At 66.1% G+C, this 20,765-nt stretch carries 15 protein-coding genes and 2 tRNA genes; 5 read left to right on the forward strand and 12 right to left on the reverse strand.

Annotated elements, in window-relative coordinates; all coding sequences use genetic code 11:
- Positions 1-8 precede the first annotated feature (8 nt).
- Positions 9-1,331 carry an MFS transporter gene (locus CXR00_RS02335; protein ID WP_104052814.1) on the reverse strand — a complete coding sequence of 441 codons (1,323 nt, stop codon included), beginning with the start codon at positions 1,329-1,331 and terminating at the stop codon, positions 9-11.
- Between the two features lie 170 nt (positions 1,332-1,501).
- Here CXR00_RS02335 and CXR00_RS02340 point away from each other — a divergent pair, with 170 nt between their 5' ends.
- A complete protein-coding gene (locus tag CXR00_RS02340; RefSeq protein WP_104052816.1) occupies positions 1,502-2,671 on the forward strand; it encodes a helix-turn-helix domain-containing protein in 1,170 nt (389 codons plus the stop codon).
- Positions 2,672-2,715: 44 nt separating this feature from the next.
- Here CXR00_RS02340 and CXR00_RS02345 read toward each other — a convergent pair whose 3' ends face one another.
- The 4 genes from CXR00_RS02345 to CXR00_RS02360 form a co-directional block, all read right to left on the reverse strand.
- Positions 2,716-4,167, reverse strand: coding sequence for an APC family permease (locus CXR00_RS02345; RefSeq protein WP_104052820.1), 1,452 nt, complete (start codon positions 4,165-4,167; stop codon positions 2,716-2,718).
- Between the two features lie 74 nt (positions 4,168-4,241).
- On the reverse strand, positions 4,242-5,729 hold the full coding sequence (locus CXR00_RS02350; RefSeq protein ID WP_104052822.1) for an aldehyde dehydrogenase family protein: 1,488 nt from the start codon (positions 5,727-5,729) through the stop codon (positions 4,242-4,244).
- Positions 5,730-5,782: 53 nt separating this feature from the next.
- Positions 5,783-6,979: an acyl-CoA dehydrogenase family protein gene (locus CXR00_RS02355; RefSeq protein ID WP_104052824.1), complete on the reverse strand. Its 1,197-nt coding sequence runs from the start codon at positions 6,977-6,979 to the stop codon at positions 5,783-5,785.
- A gap of 69 nt (positions 6,980-7,048) precedes the next feature.
- Positions 7,049-8,440, reverse strand: a complete 1,392-nt coding sequence (locus tag CXR00_RS02360) for an aminotransferase class III-fold pyridoxal phosphate-dependent enzyme (RefSeq protein WP_104052825.1) — start codon at positions 8,438-8,440, stop codon at positions 7,049-7,051.
- An 80-nt stretch (positions 8,441-8,520) separates the two neighbouring features.
- Between CXR00_RS02360 and CXR00_RS02365 the strand changes: the two genes are divergently transcribed.
- The gene (locus CXR00_RS02365) at positions 8,521-10,026 is read left to right on the forward strand and encodes a PucR family transcriptional regulator (RefSeq protein ID WP_104052829.1); all 1,506 of its coding nucleotides are present in this window, start codon (positions 8,521-8,523) and stop codon (positions 10,024-10,026) included.
- Here the strand turns inward: CXR00_RS02365 and CXR00_RS02370 are convergent.
- The 3 genes from CXR00_RS02370 to CXR00_RS02380 all read right to left on the reverse strand — a co-directional run bounded on the left by CXR00_RS02370 (position 10,014) and on the right by CXR00_RS02380 (position 11,743).
- Positions 10,014-11,270 carry a CaiB/BaiF CoA-transferase family protein gene (locus CXR00_RS02370; protein WP_104052832.1) on the reverse strand — a complete coding sequence of 419 codons (1,257 nt, stop codon included), beginning with the start codon at positions 11,268-11,270 and terminating at the stop codon, positions 10,014-10,016. The two genes, CXR00_RS02365 and CXR00_RS02370, sit on opposite strands and share 13 nt — an antisense overlap.
- A gap of 247 nt (positions 11,271-11,517) precedes the next feature.
- Positions 11,518-11,591 (reverse strand) — tRNA-Met (locus tag CXR00_RS02375).
- An 80-nt stretch (positions 11,592-11,671) separates the two neighbouring features.
- Positions 11,672-11,743: transfer RNA gene (locus CXR00_RS02380), tRNA-Thr, on the reverse strand.
- A 197-nt stretch (positions 11,744-11,940) separates the two neighbouring features.
- On the opposite strand from CXR00_RS02380, the gene CXR00_RS02385 reads away from it, so the two are divergent.
- Positions 11,941-13,314 carry a protein kinase gene (locus CXR00_RS02385; RefSeq protein WP_258060250.1) on the forward strand — a complete coding sequence of 458 codons (1,374 nt, stop codon included), beginning with the start codon at positions 11,941-11,943 and terminating at the stop codon, positions 13,312-13,314.
- A gap of 168 nt (positions 13,315-13,482) precedes the next feature.
- Here the strand turns inward: CXR00_RS02385 and CXR00_RS02390 are convergent, their stop codons facing one another.
- The 3 genes from CXR00_RS02390 to CXR00_RS02400 form a co-directional block, all read right to left on the reverse strand.
- The gene (locus tag CXR00_RS02390; RefSeq protein ID WP_104052836.1) at positions 13,483-15,387 is read right to left on the reverse strand and encodes a DEAD/DEAH box helicase; all 1,905 of its coding nucleotides are present in this window, start codon (positions 15,385-15,387) and stop codon (positions 13,483-13,485) included.
- 416 nt (positions 15,388-15,803) lie between these two features.
- Positions 15,804-16,478, reverse strand: coding sequence for an MOSC domain-containing protein (locus CXR00_RS02395; protein ID WP_104052838.1), 675 nt, complete (start codon positions 16,476-16,478; stop codon positions 15,804-15,806).
- A gap of 62 nt (positions 16,479-16,540) precedes the next feature.
- Positions 16,541-17,839, reverse strand: a complete 1,299-nt coding sequence (locus CXR00_RS02400) for a glycosyltransferase 87 family protein (protein WP_258060251.1) — start codon at positions 17,837-17,839, stop codon at positions 16,541-16,543.
- Between the two features lie 127 nt (positions 17,840-17,966).
- On the opposite strand from CXR00_RS02400, the gene CXR00_RS02405 reads away from it, so the two are divergent.
- Positions 17,967-19,148: an amidohydrolase gene (locus tag CXR00_RS02405; protein WP_104052841.1), complete on the forward strand. Its 1,182-nt coding sequence runs from the start codon at positions 17,967-17,969 to the stop codon at positions 19,146-19,148.
- 23 nt (positions 19,149-19,171) lie between these two features.
- A complete protein-coding gene (locus CXR00_RS02410; RefSeq protein ID WP_146068439.1) occupies positions 19,172-19,588 on the forward strand; it encodes a hypothetical protein in 417 nt (138 codons plus the stop codon).
- 13 nt (positions 19,589-19,601) lie between these two features.
- Here the strand turns inward: CXR00_RS02410 and CXR00_RS02415 are convergent, their stop codons facing one another.
- Complete coding sequence (locus tag CXR00_RS02415; protein ID WP_104052846.1) at positions 19,602-20,750, reverse strand: cystathionine gamma-synthase; 1,149 nt, start codon at positions 20,748-20,750, stop codon at positions 19,602-19,604.
- Between the last annotated feature and the right edge of the window lie 15 nt (positions 20,751-20,765).

Here is a 20,765-nt window from a genome sequence, read left to right on the forward strand (position 1 = left end):
CGTTTGACCTAGTGCTTGAAGCCGGGAAGGTCCACGCTCATGCGCGGGGCGATGGTTCCGGCGGCCGCAGTGAACAGGCTCAGCACCACCAGCATCGCCGCAGCCGGCCACCAGTGATCGGATGCCGCCGCCACCAGGCCGGTGGCCACCAGCGGAATGAAGCCCGACACCATGCCGGCGGTGTTCTGCGCGAACCCGACGCCCGTGTACCGGGTGCGGGCGGGGAAGAGCCCCGTCAGGATGGTGCCGTTTGCGGCGTACGGGAGGGACAGCGTGGCCACGGCCAGTGTCATGCCCAGGATCACCAGCACCGGAGTGCCGGAGGTGATGAGCAGGAAAGAGGGGATGGCTGCGACGGCGGAGCCGAGGCCGCCGTAGAGGATCACCCGGCTGGAACCGAAGCGCTCGCCGAGCCGGCCGCCCAGGATGAGCACGGGAATTTCCACCGCCGCGGCCACCATGCCGCCCAGCAGCATCAGCTGGGAGGAGTAGCCCAGGATGGACACGCCGTAGTAGACCACGAAGGCGGTCACCAGGTAGAAGCCGCCGACGCCGAGCAACGCAGCGGCCATGCCTACGATGATCTGCTTCCAGGAGTCCTTCAGGGTGGTGCGGATGGGGGTCTTTTCCACCTGCCCGTGTTCAAGCAGCTCCGCAAACACGGGAGATTCCTCCAGCCGGCTGCGGATGTACACGGCAACAAGGAGCATCGGAATGGCGGCAAGGAAGGGAATGCGCCAGCCGAAGCTGTCAAAGTTTTCCTGCGAGAACAGCAGTGTCATCAGGAAGAATCCGCCCGAGGACAGGATGGTTCCGATGGGTGAACCAATCTGCGGGAACGCGGCGTACCGGGCACGGCGCTCCAACGGCGCGTTTTCCACCACGATGGTCATAGCTCCGGACCATTCCCCGCCCACGAACAGGCCCTGGGCCACGCGCAGGAGCACCAGGAGGACCGGGGCGGCGATGCCGATGGCCGCGTAGGTGGGCAGCGCACCGATCAGGCCCGTGACGACTCCGATGCCCACGATGGTGATCATGAGCGTCTTGCGCCGGCCGATCCGGTCCCCCATGGCGCCGAAGAACATTCCGCCCAGCGGCCGTGCCAGCAGGCCGACGCCGAACGTCGCGAACGAGGCCAGGGCCGCCGCCGTGGCATTCTCATTGGTGAAGTATTGAACGTTGAAGATCAGCGCTGCAGCGGCGCTGAAGAGGAAAAAGTCGTACCACTCCATGGCGGTGCCGATCAGGGCTCCGACAGAAACCTTCATGGCCTCTTTGTCGGTGAGAGTACGGGTTGCCCCGGCCTCGAGGTTCAGTGGTTGTGTCATGCCTGCCTCCGCAGCTGCTGGTGCCAAACCGTTCAAACGGTCGTTCTGGACGGGAACGAAGCACCAGCATCTCAGGGCGCCCCGTATGACGCGTGCAACAAATTCAGTGGATTACGCCCCGTAAGATGTGCAAAAGCACAAAAAACAGGGCGGTTTATCAAGTGGTAATCATGCAGAAACACGGATTTAACATCGAGGACTCCTCAGCTCGGTGGACCGCGCTCCTGGACGGACTCAGCGTGGAGCGGCTGACCGCGCTGTTCCTGGAGCGGGTACTGCAGCTGAATGACTACCACGACGGCGCGTTGCCGGCCAGCGAGATCCGCCGCACCGCCACCGTGTCCTTCAGCGCACTGATTGAAAGCCTGCGTCCTCGGGATGACAGCCCGCGCCTGGTGGCGGAGCGCCACGACATTGCCCTGGATGTGGGGGTCTCACGCGCCCGGGCAGGTGTTCCGGTGGAGTCGCTGATGACGGCGATACGCCTGGATTTCACCATCCTGTGGAGCGAGCTGATGAACCTGGCTGATGCCTCGGACGCCGAACTGCTGGTCCGGCGGGCCGAGACAGTCTGGGAAGTGGTGGATTCCTATGCCTCCCAGGCGCAGGCCGCATACATTCTGGAGCGCCAGCGAATGGCACAGGAGGCAACGTCGCTGCGGCAGGGCTATGTTGCGGCGCTCTTCGGGCCGGTCAGTGCGCCGCCGGAAATGCTCGCCCGCATTGCCCGGGGCCTCGGGGTGGGCGAAGACGCAATCCTGATGGTGGCGGCAGCCGCCGCGGACAACACCGCCGCCCTCCATCTGGCTGTGGCGGCGGCTTCACGGCGCGGCGCTGACCTGTTCACGCATCCCCTGCCGGACGGGCTGGTGGTGTTTTGGGTGTGCGACGAGCGGAGCGGAAGCGCCGTCCGGGACGCCGCCGAGCAGGTCCGCTGCATTCCGTGCGGTCTGGTGGAACGCGTACACGGGCTGGCCGGCTTGAGGCTGGCCGCGCAGACAGCCCGGGCGCTGGCGGCGCTGGCCGGCCCCGGCGACCGGGGAGCCCTGACCATGCGCAGCGCGTGGGCCCGCCTTGCACGGCACCGGCTGGCGGAGACCGGCATTCCCATGGTCCCGGATGTCGACGCGGCCCTGCAGGGCTGCGGCCCCGTGGAGCGGGAGCGGCTGCAGGAGGCCGTGAGCACCTACTTGGCGACCGGCAGCATCGCCCGGTCCGCGGAGCAGTTGTTCTGCCACCGGAATACCCTGATGAACCGGCTGCGCCGCTTCACCGAGCTCACCGGCATTGATGTGATGGTGCCGGAGCAGGCGGCGCGCCTGGTGGTGGCCTGGTCCTAGGACCCTAGGATGCATTGACCGGCCCGCCGCCGCTCCGTTCCCGTTTAGCGCCGGCGCCGCGCGGCCAGGCGTTCCAGCAGATCCTCCTCCGCATGTTCCCCGGGGGCGATCCCGCCGGGAATACGCAGCAGGAAGAAGAGTCCCAGCGTCCACCACAGGCCAAAGAGCAGCCACGGGACGGCACCCAGCGCGGCCGGCATGCCGGGCAGGTACAGCGAGAGCAGTCCCAGGCACAGCACCGCCGCGGCGATGCCGATCAGCTGACCGCCGTTGCCCTGGCCGCCGATACGCAGCGGGCGGTCCATCTTCGGTTCGCGGCGGCGCAGGAGGACAAACACCAGCGAAACCATCGCATAGGCAATCACAATGCTCGGTGACCCTGAATCAACCAGCCAGCCCAGCATATTCTGCCCGAAGAACGGCGCCAGGACGGACAATGCCCCGATGAACAGGAGCGCATTGACCGGGGTGCGGTACTTGGGGTGCAGCTTGCCGAACCATGCCGGCAGCATCCCCGCGCGCGCCATCGAATACATCAGCCGTGAGGCACCCAGCAGCAGGGAGTTCCATGAGGTCAGGATGCCCGCGATTCCGCCCGCGATGAGGATCTTGGCCATGATGTCGGAGCCAAACAGTTTACCCATGGCGTCCGCCGTCGCAATGTCGGTGCCGGCGAGCTCCTGCGCGTTCATGGCGGAGGAGGTGGTGAGGATAGTGCCCACGTACCAGACGGTGGCCAGCGCGACGGCGATGACCACCAGGCGGCCGATCTGCCGTGCGGGGATGTGGGTTTCCTCCGCGGACTGCGGAATGACGTCAAAGCCCACGAACATGAACGGAACCACCACCAGCACCGCGAAGAAGCCGCCCATCCCGCCGGTGAAGAAGGGCTCCATATTGGCTGTCGATCCGCCGGTGAAGGAGCCAAAGACCAGCATCAGTCCGACAACGATCAGCAGCAGAACTACAAAGGTCTGCGCCACGCCGGCGTGCCTGACACCCAGAATATTCACTGCCGTAATGACGACGGCGGCCACCGCGCCCACCAGCGCCCACGTCAGGTGCACGTGGTCCCCGGCAATCTCCCACAGCGGAACCGCGTTGAGGTTGGGAAACAGATAGGTGGCGGTCCGCGGCAGGGCCACGGCCTCAAAGGCCACAATGGTGATGTACCCGCCGGTAATCCCCCAGGATCCGATGAAGGACCACCGCGGTCCCATTCCGCGCAGCAGGTAGTTGTGCTCGCCGCCTGCCTTGGGCATGGCTGCCACGAGTTCGGCGTAGGTCAGGCCAACCACCGCCATGATCAGGCCGCCGGTGACCATGGCCAGGACCGCGCCCATGGTGCCGGCCGAGGTGATCCAGTCGCCGGTCAGGACCACCCAGCCGAAGCCGATCATGGCTCCGAAACCCAGGGCGAGAACGTCCCAGTTACCGAGGACCTTGAGGAGGGACGGCTCTGCGTCCCGCGTGGACTTCACTTCTGTTCTGCCCATTGATCTACCTATTCTGTGATTACCTCGGGTGGGTGTTGCGGTCAGGTGGTGATGCGGTGCCCGGCGCCGAACTGTCAGCCCGGATTTCCCCCGCGCAGATAGACGGTGGTGGTGTGGCTGAAGAATTCCTTCGCCGCGCCGCCCTGTTCCTTCGGTCCGTACCCGGATTTCCGTGCACCGCCGAAAGGCACGTGCGGATCGGCGCCGGCGGATTCCGAATTCACGTGCAGGATGCCAACGTCAAGGCTGTCCACGGCATCAAGCACGCGGGTGACATCCTGGGTAAAGACGGCGGCGCTGAGCCCGAATTCACTCTGGTTGGCCAGTTCAAAAGCCTGTCCGGCATCAGCAGCGCGGCGCACACTCAGCACGGGGCCAAAGAACTCTTCCCGCCAAGCAGTGTTGGCTGCCCCGGCCGCCGGATCGCCCGGCAGTTCCAGCACCGTCGGCGGAAGGAAGAACCCGCCGTCCGGGTCGGCGCGGCCCGGAGCCTTGCCCTGATAGGCAAGTTCCGCTCCTTCGGCCAGGGCTGCCTCCACCCCGGCGCTCACGCTGTCCGCAGCCGCTCCGTTAATCAGCGGCCCCATGTGGACTCCGTCGTCGGCGGGGTCACCGGTCACCCAGGCATCAAGGCGGGCGCGGAGCCGGTCCAGGAAATCATCGGCCACCGCCCCGTCCACGATGAGGCGCGAGGTTGCGGTACATTTCTGGCCGGTGGAACGGAACGCTCCCAGCAGGACCTGCTCGGCTGCGAGATCCAGATCCGCATCCCGGAGCACGACGGCCGCGTTCTTGCCGCCCATCTCCGCCTGCACCGGAACGCCGCGCGCGGCACCGGCTGCGGCGAGACGCCGTCCGATGCCGGTTGATCCGGTGAAGGTGAGACCGTCCAGCCGCGGGTGTTCCACCAGGGCGCTGCCCAGGCTCCCCGGTCCGATGACCAGGTTCAGTACACCCGCGGGGAGCCCCGCTTCCGCCAGGGCACCGGCCAGCCGCAACGCCAGCAGCGGTACGGTGCTGGCGGGTTTCCACACCACCGTGTTGCCGTACGCCAGCGCCGGGGCGATCTTCCAGGCCGGGATGGCGATCGGAAAGTTGAACGGTGTCACCACACCCACCACACCCAGCGGCTTGCGGACCACCAGGATCCGTTCGCCCCGGCGCGGGGAGGAGAAAACCTCCCCGGCGGACCGGTCCCCTTCGTTGCCGTAGTACCGCAGGATCTGTGCTGCGCGGAGCACTTCGCCCTGTGCCTCGGCTCGGGTTTTCCCTTCCTCCCGCGCCAGTTCCAGGCCGAGGCGCTCCTGGTCCCGTTCCAGGATGCCGGCGGCCCGGAGCAGGATTGCCCCGCGCTCATGCATCGGAGTACCGGCCCAGGCACGCGCTGCCGCCGACGCAGCGGCCACCGCACGGTCCAGCTGCTCTGTGGAGGCCTGAGGGCCGTGTGCCACTGTTTCGCCGGGCCGGGCCGGGTTGACCGAAGTCAGGACGGAACCGGTGCCTTCTTCCCATGTTCCGTTGATGTAGTGCCGCAGTGCGGCGGCTGGTGCAGAGTGCGTCAAGGGAGCTCCTGGTGTGGGACGGCGGTGAGGCTGCGGACGGGATTCGCGGGCGGTTAGCGGAAGGCGGGGATGCCGGTGAGTTTCTGCCCCAGGATGAGGGTGTGCACTTCATCGGTGCCCTCGTACGTGCGCACCGACTCCAGGTTGTTGGCGTGGCGCAGCGGTGAGTATTCCAACGTGATGCCGTTGCCGCCGAGGATGGTCCTGGCTTCGCGGGCAATCGCAATGGCTTCGCGCACGTTGTTGAGCTTGCCCACTGAGATCTGGTGCGGCTGCAGGGTTCCGGCGTCCTTCAGCCGTCCCAGGTGCAGGGCCAGGAGGAATCCCTTGTTGATTTCCAGGGCCATGTCCACCAGCTTCTGCTGGGTCAGCTGGTAGCCGGCCAGCGGTTTGTCGAACTGCAGCCGCTCCTTGGAATAGGCCAGGGCGGTTTCGAAGGAATCGCGTGCGGCGCCCATGGAGCCCCAGATGATGCCGTAGCGGGCTTCGTTCAGGCAGGAGAAGGGCCCGCGCAGTCCCTTGGCGCCGGGCAGGACCGCATCAGAAGGCAGGCGGAGGTCGGTCAGTTCAATCTCGCATTGGATGGAGGCACGCATCGAGAGCTTCGGTTCAATCGGCGTGGCGGCAAAGCCCGGCGTGTCAGTGGGCACAACGAAGCCGCGGACGCCGTCGTCGGTCTGCGCCCAGATGACGGCAACGGCGGCAACGTTGGCCAGTCCGATCCAGCGCTTGGTGCCGTTGAGCACCCAGTCGTCCCCGTCCCGGCGGGCGAAAGTCTTCATGGATGAGGGATCGGATCCGGCTGTCGGTTCGGTGAGCCCAAAGCAGCCGATGAGTTCGCCGGCCGCCATTCCCGGCAGCCACTGGGTTTTCTGCTCCTCCGAGCCCCATTTGGCGATGGCGCTCATCGCCAGTGACCCCTGCACGGAAACGAAGGTCCGCAGTCCGGAATCGCCGGCTTCCAGCTCTGCTCCGGCCAGCCCGTATTCGACCGCGGAACCGCCTGCGCAGCCGTAGCCATGCAGGTGCATGCCCAGAAGACCGAGTTTGCCCATTTCCGGAACAATTTCGAGCGGGAAATGGGCGTCCTCGTACCAGCGCGCAATGTTCGGGCGGATCTGATCATTGACGAAACCGCGCACCCGTGCGCGCAGCTCCAGCTCCGCCGGGGTGAGCAGGGAGTCGAAGTTAATGAGGTCTGCGGGTTCCAAGGCTGCTTCGCCGGGTTCCTGGGCGGCAAGGGCGGTCATGATGCTCCATCTCTGTAGGGCGTTGCGGTTGTGCTGTGGGGCCGGCCCCTATCAGCGGGGCCGGGTGTGTCAGGAAATGCTGGCTGCGGGTGCGGCGGAGGATGCCGTCTGAAGGATGGCCGTGCGGAGAACATCCAGCCCGTCGCGCAGCAGTTCGTCGCCAATGACCAGCGGCGGCAGAAGGCGGATGACGTTTCCGTAGGTACCGCAGGTCAGGGTCAGGACACCTTGGGCGTGGCAACCTGCGGAAACAGCTGCGGCCAGGTCCGGCCGGGGCTGCAGGGTGTGGGGATCGGCAAACTCCAGGGCCAGCATGGCTCCCCGGCCGCGGAACTGGGCCACGACGCCGATCTCCTCCACCAGCGGTTCCAGCAGCTCACGGGCTGCAGCTTCAATGGACCGGGCGTTGGCCAGCAGGGTGCCGTCTTCGAATTCCTCAAAGACTGCCAGTGCGGCCTCGCAGGCCAGCGGGTTGCCGGCATAGGTGCCGCCGAGTCCACCCGTATGCACGGCGTTCAAAAGCTCTGTCCGTCCGGTGACGGCGGACAGCGGCAGGCCCCCGGCCAGTGCCTTGGCGCTGAGGGTGATGTCGCCGGCCACGCCCTCGTACTCGCTGGCATACAGCGTGCCGGTGCGGCCCATGCCGGCCTGGATTTCATCCATGACCAGGACAATCCCGTGCCGGTCGGCGATCTTCCGCAGTCCGGCCAGGAAACCGGGCGCCGGAACAATGAACCCGCCCTCGCCCTGGATCGGCTCGATGACCATGGCAGCGAAGGTTTCCGGGCCGCTTTCTGCCAGCGTCTGTTCAACGGAGGCCAGTGCAGCTGCGGCGTTCCCTGCCTCGGCACCGGTTGAAGGGCGCAGGGGGTTGGCCGAGGCTGCCCGGATAACCTCGCCGGGCAGCGGACCGAAGTTGAGCCGGTACGGGTTTACCTTGGCGGTCATGGCCATGGTGAGCAGGCTGCGCCCGTGGTAGGCCTCGTCGAAAACCAGCACGTTAGGCCGGCCGGTTGCCGCGCGGGCTATCTTGACGGCGTTTTCCACGGCTTCGGCGCCGGTGGAAAACAGGGCGGTGCGCTTGTCGAAATCGCCGGGGGTGTGTTCATTGAGCCAGCGGCATACCTGGGTGAACGAGTCATATTCGGTGACCATGAAACAGGTGTGGGTGAACTTTTCCAGCTGCGCAGCCACCCGCTGCCGGACCCGCCGATTGGCGGCACCCACACTGGTCACCGCAATTCCGGAGGCAAAGTCGATGAACCGGTTGCCGTCCACGTCCTGGAGGATCCCGCCGTCCGCCCGGTCAATGAAGACGGGCAATGTGACGCCGAAGCCGGCGCTGACGTGGGCCGTGCGCTCCTGGTGCAGCGCCCGGGAACGGGGGCCCGGCACGTCGGTTGCCAGGTGCCTGGTCTGGGGAAGGGGTGCGGCTGCGGATTCAAAAGTCGTCTCGGTCATGCGCACACGCTACGGAGCAATGCGACGTGCGTCATTGAACATTTGAGCCAATTTTGGCCGCGGTACTGGATGATTTGTCTATGGTCTCCCTCACTGAGCTCAGCAATGCCCTGGGCCCCCTCCTGGTCTTCCATTCCGGACGGCAGCAGCCTAACCGCCAGCTCACCGGCGTCCATGTGTCCGAGCTGGAGGACCCCACGCCCTATCTGGAGGGCGGGGAACTGCTGCTCACCACCGGCATGCCGCTGGTGCGCAATGATGCCGCTGCCGGAGAGTACGTGGCGCGGCTTCGGGACAAGGGAATTTTGGCCCTTGGCCTGGGCTTGGGCCCGTGGCTGGAGGAGGTTCCTCTGCCGGTGGCCGAGGCCTGCGCAGCGGCGGGCGTTGAACTGCTGACCGTTCCCGACGGAGTGCCGTTCCAGAACATCTCGCGGGCGTACTGGCGGTTGTCCGCCCGGAGCAGCCAGGCCGACCTCATGAGCAGCCTGGGCACCCAGACAGCCCTCGCCCAGGCGGCGATGCGCCCGGACGCGACCACCGCCGTCGTCCGCGGCCTGGCGCAGGCGCTGGGGGGCTGGGCCGCGTATCTGCCCGCCGATTCGGGGCCATCAACCTTTTGGCCCGCCAGCGCCGAGGGGTACATTCCGCCGCTGCGCGCCGAAACCCTCCGGCTCAACCGGGCCGGAACACACTCTGCGGCCACTTTTGAAATCCACGGGCAGGCCGTTGTGGAGTATTCCATCGGCACCAGCGGACGCATCCACGGTTTCCTCGCCGTGGGCCCCGGACGCACGCTGACGGCGGCGGACCGCCAGGTGATCCTGACCGTCTGCACGCTGCTCGCGCTCAAGGCACGGCAGCGGGAGGTGGTTTCCGGCGCCACTGCGACGCTGGGCGCTGCCGTGGCCAAGCTCGTCCTTCACGGACACACGGAGGCGGCACGCATCCTCGCTGCAGACGTGGGCCTGCAGGAACTGCCCGGCCGGGTGCGCGTGCTGGGACTTACTGTCCGGGCCGGCGAGAACCCGGGACTGCTGATTCGGGCCGCTTCCGCTCTGGTTCCCGATGCCGGGCTGCCTCCCCTTCCGGACTATTCGGCCGCCGGCCTGCTGCGCCATGAGGAGGAATCAGCCCTGTACCTGGTGCTTCCGGCCCACGAAGTTCCGGCCGCGGGGCAGGAACCGGGGGCCGCGGCGTCCAGCCCTGCGGCGGCCCATCCGCACCTGGCCGGAGCCCTGAGCGAGCCGGTCCCGCTGGGGGAAGCGGCGTCGGTGATGCCGGCCGTCCGGCGGGCCCTGCGGCAGGCACCGCCCGGTTCGCTGGTGGGGACCGGAAGTGACAGCAATTCCCGCGCGCGTGAATGGGTGACTCTTCTGCAGGGCTACCCGCGGGCGGACCTGGTGGGCACAGTGACCGAGTATCTGCGTCACCGCGGCCACTGGGAAAACGCCTCCCGCAGCCTGGGGGTGCACCGCAACTCGCTGCGGCACCGCATCAGCCTTGCTTCCTCGCTGCTCGGTGTGGACCTGGATGATCCCGATGTCTTTGCACCGCTGTGGATGGAGCTGCGGCACTACGAAAGGTGATCGGTTGGCTGCCTCTCGGCCTCTTCGCTGCGCAGCCAGGAGAGCACACTGTCCGTGTGCTCGCCCAGCCGGGGCGGGGCCTGGACGCGCGGTGCCAGCGGCGGCTCCCAGACGGCGGGGTGCCGCAGCTGCCGCCCGCTCACGGCGCCCGAGGCGTCCCGGACCTCGATGGTGGGTTCCAGTCCCAGCGATTCGGCGTAGGCAATGCCGTCATCGATGCCCGCGACCCGGCCGGCCGGCACGCCGGCCCGCGTCAGCCGTTCCTGCCATTGGGCAGCCGGAGCCGCCGCCAGCAGCTCTTCCAGCAGCGGCACCAGCGCCTCACGGTGTTGCACACGGGCACTGTTCGTTGCAAAGCGCCCGTCATCGGCCAGGTCCGGCGCTCCCAGCTCCCCGGCGAGGCGGCGAAACTGTGCGTCATTGCCGCAGGCGACGGCAAGCGGTCCGTCAGCGCATTCAAGGAGTTGATACGGCACGATCGACGGGTGGGCGTTGCCCATTCTGGCCGGCACCGCTCCGGCCCCCAGGAAGGCCTGCCCCTGATTGGCCAGGGCTCCCTGCAGGCTGGAGAGCAGATTCAGCTGGACGTGGCTGCCGCGCCCGGTCGCGCGGCGGGCCTGGAGGGCGGCCAATACGGCAATGGTGGCGTCCTTGGCCGTCAGAACGTCTACCAGCGCGACGCCGGCCTTGTACGGAGCGCCGTCGGCTTCCCCCGTGATGCTCATCAGTCCGCCAAGGGCCTGGACGATGAAGTCATATCCGGGAATGTCCCTGCCGCCGGTTGTTCCGAAGCCGGAGATGGAGGCATACACCAGCCCGGGATTTGCGGTGCTGAGTTCGGCGTACCCCAGGCCCAGCCGGTCCAGTCCGCCGGGCTTGAAGTTCTCCACCAGCACGTCCGCACGCAGTGCCAATTCCCGCGCCGCCTGCAGATGGTCAGGGTCGCTGAGGTCCAGGCAGACGGACTCCTTGTTCCGGTTCACCGATTCAAAATACGTTGAACCTGTTTCCGACCAGGGCGGCCCCCAGCTGCGGGTGTCATCACCGGCTCCCGGGCGTTCCACCTTCACGACCCGGGCGCCCAGGTCCGCCAGCGTCATGGTGCACAGCGGGCCTGCCAGCACGCGGGAGAAATCCGCAACCAGGATCCCGTCAAGCGGCCGCTGGCCCGCGGCGTCCGCTGGGCAGCCTGCCGCTGATCCATCCAGTCCGGCCGGTCCGTGCGGCGATGCTGAATTCACCATCTGTATGCTCCCCTGTTCCCCGGCGGACTTTCTTTCGGGGAATTCCCCCTGTGTCACTCGTCACGCCGGACGGTGCATCCAGCTTAGACACGGGCCGGATCGGAGATTTGGACGAATTGTCCTGCCGCAGGGCGCTCTGCACACCGGACGCGGCGTGCGGGCCCAACTGGACAGGGATTGTGCGCGGCAGGTGGGCAACCGGCGGGAAAAAGAAAAAACCCCCGGAAAACCGGGGGTTTTTTATCTGTAGCGGTGGGGAGGCTCGATCTCCCGACCTCACGATTATGAGTCGTGCGCTCTAACCAACTGAGCTACACCGCCACTAAATGAGTGAAGCCCGCGTCCCTAAATTGGCCTCTGCAAAAACAAACAGCCTTAGCAACACGGGCCCTCCCATTGAGAGCCCCGACCGGGAATCGATCCCGGGACCTCCATCTTACCAAGATGGCGCTCTACCACTGAGCTATCGGGGCAACGAGTAAATACTTTACCAGTAGTTTTCGAGAACATGAAATCGGGCAAAAACCGCACAGATAAAGTGATCTGGGCCACTCTGAGCTGCGGGGAAATCGGCAGCTTCCCGAGCCCGCCGCTCCGTCTGGAAGCGGTGCTCCGAAGCAGGGTTTTCCGCCAATAGTCAGTATGCTTAGGGGACGAGAAAGTAGGCATAGTGACAGATTCACCGCAGCACCCGGACGGTGCCCTGTTGGGCGGTCGCTACCGTTTGGAGCAACAAATCGGTGCCGGCTCCATGGGCACCGTTTACCGCGCCGGGGATGAATTCCTGGGCCGCGACGTAGCCGTGAAGGTGGTCCGGACTTCGGCTGCCACGGCAGAAGAGCAAGAGCAGGCCGACGCCGAGGCGAAGATCCTGGCACGGCTGAACCACCACAGTCTCGTGACTCTGCTCGACGCCGGGACACATCTCGCCGCTCCCGGTATCCAGCAGGTGTACCTGGTGATGGAACTGGTGGAGGGTGCGGATCTGCGGCTGCGGCTTCAGGACGGACCGCTGGCTCCCCGCAAGGTGGCCCAGCTGGGCTATGACCTCGCGGTGGGTCTGGATTACATGCATCGCGCCCACGTGGTGCACCGGGACGTCAAACCGGCCAACATCATGCTCTTTGACTACCGCGGTGACGACGCCCGCCTCCGCGCCAAGCTCACCGATTTCGGCGTGGCGTTGATTGCCCGGGAGCCGCAGCCGCAGAACGGAACCTTCACCGGCACCGCTGCGTACATGAGCCCGGAGCAGGCCCGCGGCGAGGCGGTAGGCACGGAATCGGACATCTACTCGCTGGGCCTGGTGCTCCTGCAGTGCCTCACCGGCGTACCTGCCTACCCGGGGCCCGCCCTGGAGAGTGCTGTGGCACGCCTCCTGCGCACCCCTGCCATCCCCGAGGACCTCGAGGATGGGTTCCGGAGCCTGCTGACCGCCATGACGGCTCTAAAGCCCTATGACCGCCCGTCCGCCCACGAGGCTTCCCTCGCCCTGTATGAACTTGCGGTGGCACCCCGCGCCCGCCACCGGCTGAGCCTGCCGCTGATTCCGGCCGACGAAGCCGAGCGCATCGCAGCTGTGCGGCGCTACAACCTGCTGGACACTCCCCCGGACGGTGCCTTTGACCGCATCACGGCCCTGGCTGCACGGCTGTTCTCCGTCCCGGTGGCGATAGTGAGTGTGGTGGACACGGACCGGATCTGGTTCAAGTCCCACCACGGAACTGACGTCAAGCAGATCGGCCGGGACCCGGGACTGTGCGCCTCGGCAATCCTGCAGGACGATGCCTGGGTGGTGTCCGACGCGCGGGTTGATCCGCGGACTCTGGCCAATCCCCTGGTGGCCGGCGAGTTTGGGATGCAGTTCTACGCCGGGGTGCCGCTGCAGACCCGCGACGGCTACAACCTGGGCACCCTGTGCGTCTTGGACCGGGAGCCACGGGAATTCACGGAAAACGATGTTCAGACTCTCGAGGACCTGGCCGCCATCGTCATGAATGACTTGGAACTGCGGCTGGAGAGCCAGCGCACGCTGGTCTCCTGAACTGCATGACCGGGCCGTGACGCACCGGGCTTCCCGGACTCCCGAAAGAGTTCCACACGCAGAAAAGGAAAGGCACCTCCGATAATTCGGAGGTGCCTTTCCTGTGCGTCAGTAACTTATCTCAGAGCGGCCGCGCCTCTCGGCGCTGCCCTCCAAAAAGCCCGGTGCTTAGTCGCGGAAACGCGGTGCGCGGGTACCGGCCGGCTTGAAGCCGCCGCGGTCGCCGTCGCGCTTCTTGAAGCCGCCGCGGTCGCTGCCGCTGCGGTCACCGAAGCTGCGCTCGCCGTCGCGCTTCTTGAAGTCCTTCTTGAAGCCGCCGCGGTCGCCGCGGTCATTGAAGCCGCCGCTTTCGCGTTCGCGGGCCGGCTTGCGGCCGTTGTCCAGCTCGAGGTGGATCAGCTCGCCGCCAATCCGGGTGCGGGACAGAGCGCGCAGCTGGTCCTGGCTGAGGTCAGCCGGGAGCTCAACGAGCGTGTGGTCGGCGCGGATGTCGATGCCGCCGATCTGTGCGGAGGACAGTCCGCCTTCGTTGGCAATGGCGCCAACGATGGAGCCGGGCATGACGCGCTGGCGGCGGCCGACAGCGATGCGGTACGTCGCATTGCCTTCGGTCAGCGGGCGTGTCGGGCCGCGGGATCCGTTGCCGTCGTTGCGGCCTTCGGAGCGCTCACGCTGGCGGGCCGGAGCCTGGGGAATTTCTTCCATCAGCAGCGGGCGGCCGCCCTGTGCCATGACGGCCAGTGCAGCGGCAACTTCCTCGGCGGTGACGTCGTGGTCAGCCAGGTAGGTCGTGACCAGGTCGCGGAACACCGAGACATCCTCGGATGCCAGGGTTTCGGTGATCTGCTCGGAGAACTTCGCCAGGCGCTTGTTGTTCACAATGTCGATGCTCGGAAGCTGCATGTGCTCAACGGGCTGGCGGGTGGCCTTTTCGATGGCCCGCAGCAGGTACTTCTCGCGCGGAGTCATGAAGAGGATCGCGTCGCCGGTGCGTCCTGCACGGCCGGTGCGGCCGATGCGGTGGACGTAGGACTCCGTGTCGTGCGGAATGTCGTAGTTGATGACATGGCTGATGCGCTCAACGTCAAGGCCGCGGGCGGCGACGTCGGTGGCAACCAGGATGTCGATCTTGCCGCTGCGCAGGGCCTCGACGGTGCGCTCGCGCTGCTGCTGCGGGATGTCACCGTTGATTGCTGCGGCCAGGTAACCACGGGCCTTGAGCTTGTCAGCCAGGTCCTCGGTGGCCATCTTGGTGCGGACGAAGGCGATAACGCCGTCGTAGTCTTCGCTTTCCAGGATGCGGGTCATGGCGTCCAGCTTGTGCGGGCCCATGACCTGCACGTAGCGCTGGCGGGTGTTCGCACCGGTGGTCGTCTTGGACTTGACCGTGATTTCCGCCGGGTTGTTCAGGTACTTCTTGGCGATCTTGCGGATGGCGCCGGGCATGGTGGCGGAGAACAGTGCCACCTGCTTGTCGGCGGGCGTGGTCGCCAGGATCTGCTCGACGTCTTCGGCGAAGCCCATGCGGAGCATTTCGTCAGCCTCGTCCAGAACCAGGTACTGCAGGTTGGACAGGTCCAGGGAACCCTTGGAGATGTGGTCGATGACGCGTCCCGGGGTACCGACAACAACCTGGGCGCCGCGGCGCAGGCCGGCCAGCTGGGGGCCGTAAGCGGAGCCGCCGTAGACGGGCAGGACGGTGAAGTTGTCCATGTGCTTGGCGTAGGAAGCGAAGGCTTCAGCGGACTGGAGGGCTAGTTCGCGGGTCGGTGCCAGCACCAGGATCTGGGTGTCCTTGGTGGCGGGCAGGCCGGCCATCAGGGACAGGGCGGGAACAGCAAACGCGGCAGTCTTGCCGGTACCGGTCTGCGCCAGGCCGACGACGTCGCGGCCTTCAAGCAGGAGGGGGATGGTGGCTGCCTGGATGGGGGACGGCTTTTCGTAGCCGACGTCAACCAGGGCCTGCAGAACGCGGGCATCAAGACCGAAATCGGTGAAGAGAACCTGGTTCTCTTCAGCTGCTTCGGGAGCGGCGGTTGCTGCGGTGTCAGTGTTTTCTACAGTGTCAAGCAAAAGAAATAATCCTCATTCATTGGGACCGCGCGGCCAATATCGGCCGCAGGACGTAAGTCCGGCGCTGTTGCAATCCCATGGCAGGACTTTCCGTCACAGCTGTAGGCCAATTTCACTGGATTGTGAGGCGTGGCCGGTGTGACGATTTCTTTGCCGGCGCTCCCAAAAAGATGAATCTGCCCGCATTCGAAAACGCGAGCCCCAACACAACGTACCTAACGGTCAGAAACCGTAGGAAAATAAGGGAATACCGGAGTGGGGGATGTTTCAAGTGTACGGCATGCCGGGGGTGGCCCGTCCACAGTTGCCGGTGAGCTTGGGCACACGGGCCCATAATCAGCTGTTTTGGCCGGTCTCCTGGCTCTCGATTTTGCTGGTTTGACGGCGTTTTCGGGAGTTCGCTTGATCTTTTGGGTTTATTGGGCGGCGGCCGCGGTTTCCCGGGACTGCCGCGATTCCAGGGTGCGCAGGACCTTCTTGATTTCCGGAGACAGCACCAGTCCCCCTGCAGCCTCCGCGTCGGCCAGCAGCCCGGCCTGTGCCGGACTGAGCCCGCGGAAAACATCGCCGGAGGTCACCCCGTGTTCCGGACGCCGGATAACAGTCACCGGGTCTGCCGCACTGATGGTCCCGTTGCGGACAACGCGCAAATAGGTTCCCACCCGGCCGGCCGCAGCGAACCGTTTCACCCAGCCGGGCTGCTCCATCCGCTGGGCAAAATTCCGGCACGGCGTGCGGGGACAGGTCACTTCCAGGATGGTCCGGTCCCCGATCTGCCAGCGCTCACCGATCACGGCCTCGGATACCGGAAGGCCCGCAATCCGCAGGTTTTCGCCGAAGAGGCCCGGAGGAATGTCCGTACCCAGTTCGCCTGCCCAGTAGTCGGCGTCGTCCTGCGAATAGGCGTAAACGGCCTTGGATTCCCCGCCGTGGTGTTTGCGGCTGGCCTGAATGTCCCCGCTCAAACCGAGACCGTGAACCTTCACGGGCCCGACGACGGGACGCTTGTCGATTGCCGTCACACCGGTGGAGTCAGTGGTGGGCAGCAGTTCATGGACGCGGCATACGGCCAGCAGGGTTCCCGGGGTCATGCGGATGATTCTACGAGGCTGGTTTGTGTTCCGCCTGACACTCGGCGGGCAGTGACCGGAAACTACGGCTGAACGTTCTTCACGGGAGCCAGCGGGATCTGTTCCGAAACGGGCTGTTTCCACCAACGCTGCGGGCGGCTCTTCCACAGCGCGACGAGCCACCAGGCCATCAGGCCCACTCCCCAGAAGACACCGACGCTGGAGGCCATGAGCCATGCCTCGGGTATTTGGGAATCAAGGTTTGGTGCCCCCATGAGCCAGCCAATGGCCTTGGGCGAGAGCAGGAAAACTACAAAGGATGAGACCAGCAGGACCATGCCCCAGCGGTGAACCCCTGTTCCCTGCTGCGTAAAGTCCGCGATGTTCCGCCAGAGGACCGGGATGAAGAGGGCCGCCCACACCCAGTGGTGCGACCAGGAGACCGGTGAGATCAGCAGCATGAGGAGCGCGGTTGCAGCCAGGGCAGTGATCAGGTCTCCGCGGTTGCCGGCGAGCCGGATGATCACGGCCGCCGCAGCAACCATCAGCAGGGACAGCAGCAGCCAGGGCAGGTCCACGGGGAAATCCGGTCCGGTGAAATGCAGGATGGCGCCCTTGATACCCAGGTTGTCCACATATCCGGCCCCGCCAATCCGGGAGGTGTCGGGCAGCAGCTCGGCCCAATAGGTGCGTGATTCCCGCGGCAGGATCAGGAAGCCAAGCCCAAAGGTGGCCAGGAAGCCAAAGGTCATGTTGCGCAGGCCGCGCCAGTCTCCGCGCGCCAGGTAATACAGGCCGAACACCAGCGGCGTGAGCTTCAAGCCGGCAGCGACGCCGGTCAGCAGTCCCGTGGGCCAGGTGTCCCGCTTAATCAGGAAGTCCGCCATGATCAGCCCGAACAGCAGAATGTTGATTTGCCCGAACGCCAGGGTTTCCCGCCAGGGTCCCAGCAGGATCACGAAACCAATGCCGGCCAGGGCCAGCGGACGCAGCCACTGGTGCTTGAGGACGGCGCGCACTCCCGGCTGCCGGAAGGCGTAGGCAACACCCAACACGGCAGTGGCTGCGGCGATCAGCAGCGAGATGCCGGTGAAAATGTTGAGTCCGAGGCTCTGCCCGAACGGCGCCAGAACGGCGAACAGGAGCGCCGAAAAAGGCGGATACGTGAACAGGAGGCTGCTGCCCTCGCGGTACCGCAGTTCCTTGGTGTAGAGCTCGCCTCCGGCGTCGATCACGCTCTGTCCACCGGTCAGGTAGACGCTGAAATCCAGCCCGTGCCGGGGGGAAATCACAAAGGCTGCAGTGATCATGAGTGCCGCAGCGATCAGCGCCGCCAGAGTTACTGCCAGCCGGGCCATTCCGGATCGGGTCTTCAGGCCCATGATTCTCCCTGCACTACAGCCAACCGAGATATTAACGCTCGCAAGTCTACCGGGGGCCGCGCATCGGTGAACTGTCCGGGGCACAGGATAGGCTGGGCGCAGTCAATCCATCATTGGAAGGTTGCTCATGTCCGCACCGCTTTTGGCCATCGTTAATGCCCGCGTTGTTCCCGTCACTGCGCCGCCGTTCGACGGCACGGTGGTGCTGGAAGACGGCAGGATTCGGGAGCTTGGACCGGACGTCACCGTTCCGGAGGGAGCGCAGGTCATCGATGCCGGCGGCCAGTGGCTGCTGCCGGGCCTGGTCGACGCGCACACCCACCTCGGCGTGCATGAAGAGGGCGAAGGCTGGGCCGGCAATGACACGAATGAAATGACGGACCCGGTGATGGCCGGGGTCCGCGCCATCGACGGCGTCAACCCGCACGATCTGGGTTTCGATGATGCGCTCGCCGGAGGGGTCACCGCAGTGAACATCAACCCCGGTTCGGGCAACCCCATCGGCGGTCTGGCCGTGGCCCTGCACACGCACGGGCGGTACGTGGAGGAAATGGTCCTCCGCTCCCCCAGCGGCCTGAAGTCCGCCCTCGGCGAGAATCCCAAGCGCGTGTACAGCGACAAGAAGCAGACCCCGTCCACCCGGCTGGGCACGGCGCTGGTGATCCGCAAGGCGTTCATGGATGCACAGAACCACATGGGAAAGAACGACGACGACGACCGCGACCCCCAGCTCGAAGCCCTCGCCATGGTGCTGCGCCGGGAAATCCCGTGGCGCCAGCACGCCCACCGCGCCGACGACATTGGCACGGCCCTGCGGCTGGCCGACGAGTTCGGCTATGACCTGGTCCTGGACCACGGCACCGAGGCCCACCTGCTGGCAGACGTCCTGGCCGAGCGCGGGGTGCCGGTGCTGATCGGCCCCCTGTTTACTACCCGTTCCAAGGTGGAGCTGCGCCAGCGGAGCATGGAAAACCCGGGCAAGCTGGCCGCGGCGGGCGTGGAAATCTCCATCATCACCGACCATCCGGTGGTGCCGATCAACTTCCTGATCTATCAGGCAGCCCTGGCGGTGAAGGAAGGACTGGATCCCGAGACAGCCCTGCGTTCGGTCACCATCAATCCCGCCAAGGTCCTGGGCCTGGCAGACCGCATCGGTTCGCTTGAGCCGGGCAAGGACGCCGATGTTGTGCTCTGGAGCGGAGATCCGCTCGATGTCATGCAGCGGGCGCTGACCGTGTGGATCGGCGGACGTGAGGTCTACCGCTATGACACCCAGACCCGGACGCCCGTAGTGGCCGGCCGCCAGTGACCAGACCCGCAGACCGCAGCCCCGTGACGAACAGTCCCCGCACTCCTCTGCCCAAGATCATCCGGGCCGCTTTCGGAGCCTGGCTGGCGGCGGCCGTTCTGGTGGCCGTGGCCGGGATTTCCTTCATCACGTCAGCCCAGACCCAGCACCGCGACGGCGCAGCACTCACCAGTTTGGGGCTGGTGACCCTGGCGGTGGCGGTGGTGATCGGGTTTTATGCGCTGCGCCTGCGGACCGGGAAACGCAGCGCACGCGAGACACTCACCACCGTGGGCATGATTCTCGGGATACCGCTGCTGTTCCGCGGCCCGGCGCTGGTCGCCCTCGGCGCCGTCCTGCTGCTGTGTGTGCTGCTGCTGTGGCTGCCGCAAAGCAGCAGGTTCTTCCAGGAACGAGATCCCAAGGCCCGCCGCCGGCTCCTGGGCCGGCGGCGGCCTTAAGGCTGCAGGTTTCCTACAACTGGTCCAGTGCCTGCTCCAGATCCGCGATCAGGTCTTCGAGATCCTCGATGCCCACGGAAAGCCGCAGCAGGTTCTCCGGAACGGCAAGCTCGGTGCCCTTGACTGATGCGTGCGTCATTTCCGACGGATAATTCATCAGCGACTCGACCCCGCCCAGCGACTCCGCCAGCGTGAACACACGGGTGGATTCGGCCACCTTCTTGGCCGCGGCCTCGCCGCCCTTGAAGGACACCGAGACCATTCCGCCGAAGTCCTTCATCTGGGCCTTGGCCAGATCGTGTCCGGGGTGGTCTTCCAGCCCCGGATAGAGCACGTTTTCGACGGCGGGCTGGTCCCGCAGCCACTTGGCGACCGCCATGGCGTTGGACGAATGCCGGTCCATCCGCACGCCCAGGGTCTTCAGTCCGCGCGTGGTCAGCCAGGCTTCCATGGGAGCGGACACCGCGCCGACCGCAAACTGGATGAAGCCGATCTTCTCGGCGGCGGCGTCGTCGTTCAGGATGACCGCGCCGCCAACGGCGTCGGAATGCCCGCCGATGTACTTGGTGGTGGAGTGCACCACAATGTCCGCGCCCAGTGCCAGCGGCTGCTGCAGGTACGGGGAAGCGAAGGTGTTGTCGACAACCAGCCAGGCCCCGGCGTCGTGCGCGGCCTGCGCGACAGCGGCAATGTCGGAAATCTTCATCATGGGGTTCGACGGCGTTTCCAGCCACACCATTTTGGTGTTGCCGGCGGCGATGGCCCGGGTGAGGGCGCCGACGTCGGACATGTCCACCGCAGCGTTGGTGATGCCCCACGCGGAGAGAACCTTGTTGATCAATCGGTAGGTGCCGCCGTAGGCGTCGTTGCCGAGCACAATGTGGTCTCCGGGGGCCAGGAGGGCACGGATCAGGGCGTCCTCCGCGGCCAGCCCGGAGCTGAAGGAGTACGCGTGGGCCCCGCCCTCCAGCGCGGCCAGCTGGTCCTGCAGCGCATCGCGGGTGGGGTTGGTGCCGCGGCCGTACTCGTAGCCGTTGCGCAGTCCGCCAATGCCGTCCTGGGCGTAGGTGGTGCTTTGGTATAGCGGCGGAATGACCGCACCGGTGGTGGGGTCCGGGGTCTGGCCCGCGTGGATGGCGCGGGTGTTGAAGCCTTCGCTCATGGTTTGCTCCCTTGC

Origin of the sequence: Arthrobacter sp. 9E16, assembly GCF_002929435.1 — a bacterium.
Taxonomy (GTDB): domain Bacteria; phylum Actinomycetota; class Actinomycetes; order Actinomycetales; family Micrococcaceae; genus Arthrobacter_B; species Arthrobacter_B sunyaminii.

Excerpts from the sequence above, each read along its gene's own strand:
- CXR00_RS02405 (WP_104052841.1), top strand. The coding sequence starts at position 17,967 with ATGTCCGCACCGCTTTTGGCCATCGTTAATGCCCGCGTTGTTCCCGTC.
- CXR00_RS02370 (WP_104052832.1), bottom strand. The coding sequence starts at position 11,270 with ATGGTGAATTCAGCATCGCCGCACGGACCGGCCGGACTGGATGGATCA.
- CXR00_RS02340 (WP_104052816.1), top strand. The coding sequence starts at position 1,502 with ATGCAGAAACACGGATTTAACATCGAGGACTCCTCAGCTCGGTGGACC.
- CXR00_RS02395 (WP_104052838.1), bottom strand. The coding sequence starts at position 16,478 with ATGACCCCGGGAACCCTGCTGGCCGTATGCCGCGTCCATGAACTGCTG.
- CXR00_RS02355 (WP_104052824.1), bottom strand. The coding sequence starts at position 6,979 with ATGACCGCCCTTGCCGCCCAGGAACCCGGCGAAGCAGCCTTGGAACCC.
- CXR00_RS02415 (WP_104052846.1), bottom strand. The coding sequence starts at position 20,750 with ATGAGCGAAGGCTTCAACACCCGCGCCATCCACGCGGGCCAGACCCCG.
- CXR00_RS02335 (WP_104052814.1), bottom strand. The coding sequence starts at position 1,331 with ATGACACAACCACTGAACCTCGAGGCCGGGGCAACCCGTACTCTCACC.
- CXR00_RS02365 (WP_104052829.1), top strand. The coding sequence starts at position 8,521 with ATGGTCTCCCTCACTGAGCTCAGCAATGCCCTGGGCCCCCTCCTGGTC.
- CXR00_RS02400 (WP_258060251.1), bottom strand. The coding sequence starts at position 17,839 with ATGGGCCTGAAGACCCGATCCGGAATGGCCCGGCTGGCAGTAACTCTG.
- CXR00_RS02345 (WP_104052820.1), bottom strand. The coding sequence starts at position 4,167 with ATGGGCAGAACAGAAGTGAAGTCCACGCGGGACGCAGAGCCGTCCCTC.
- CXR00_RS02360 (WP_104052825.1), bottom strand. The coding sequence starts at position 8,440 with ATGACCGAGACGACTTTTGAATCCGCAGCCGCACCCCTTCCCCAGACC.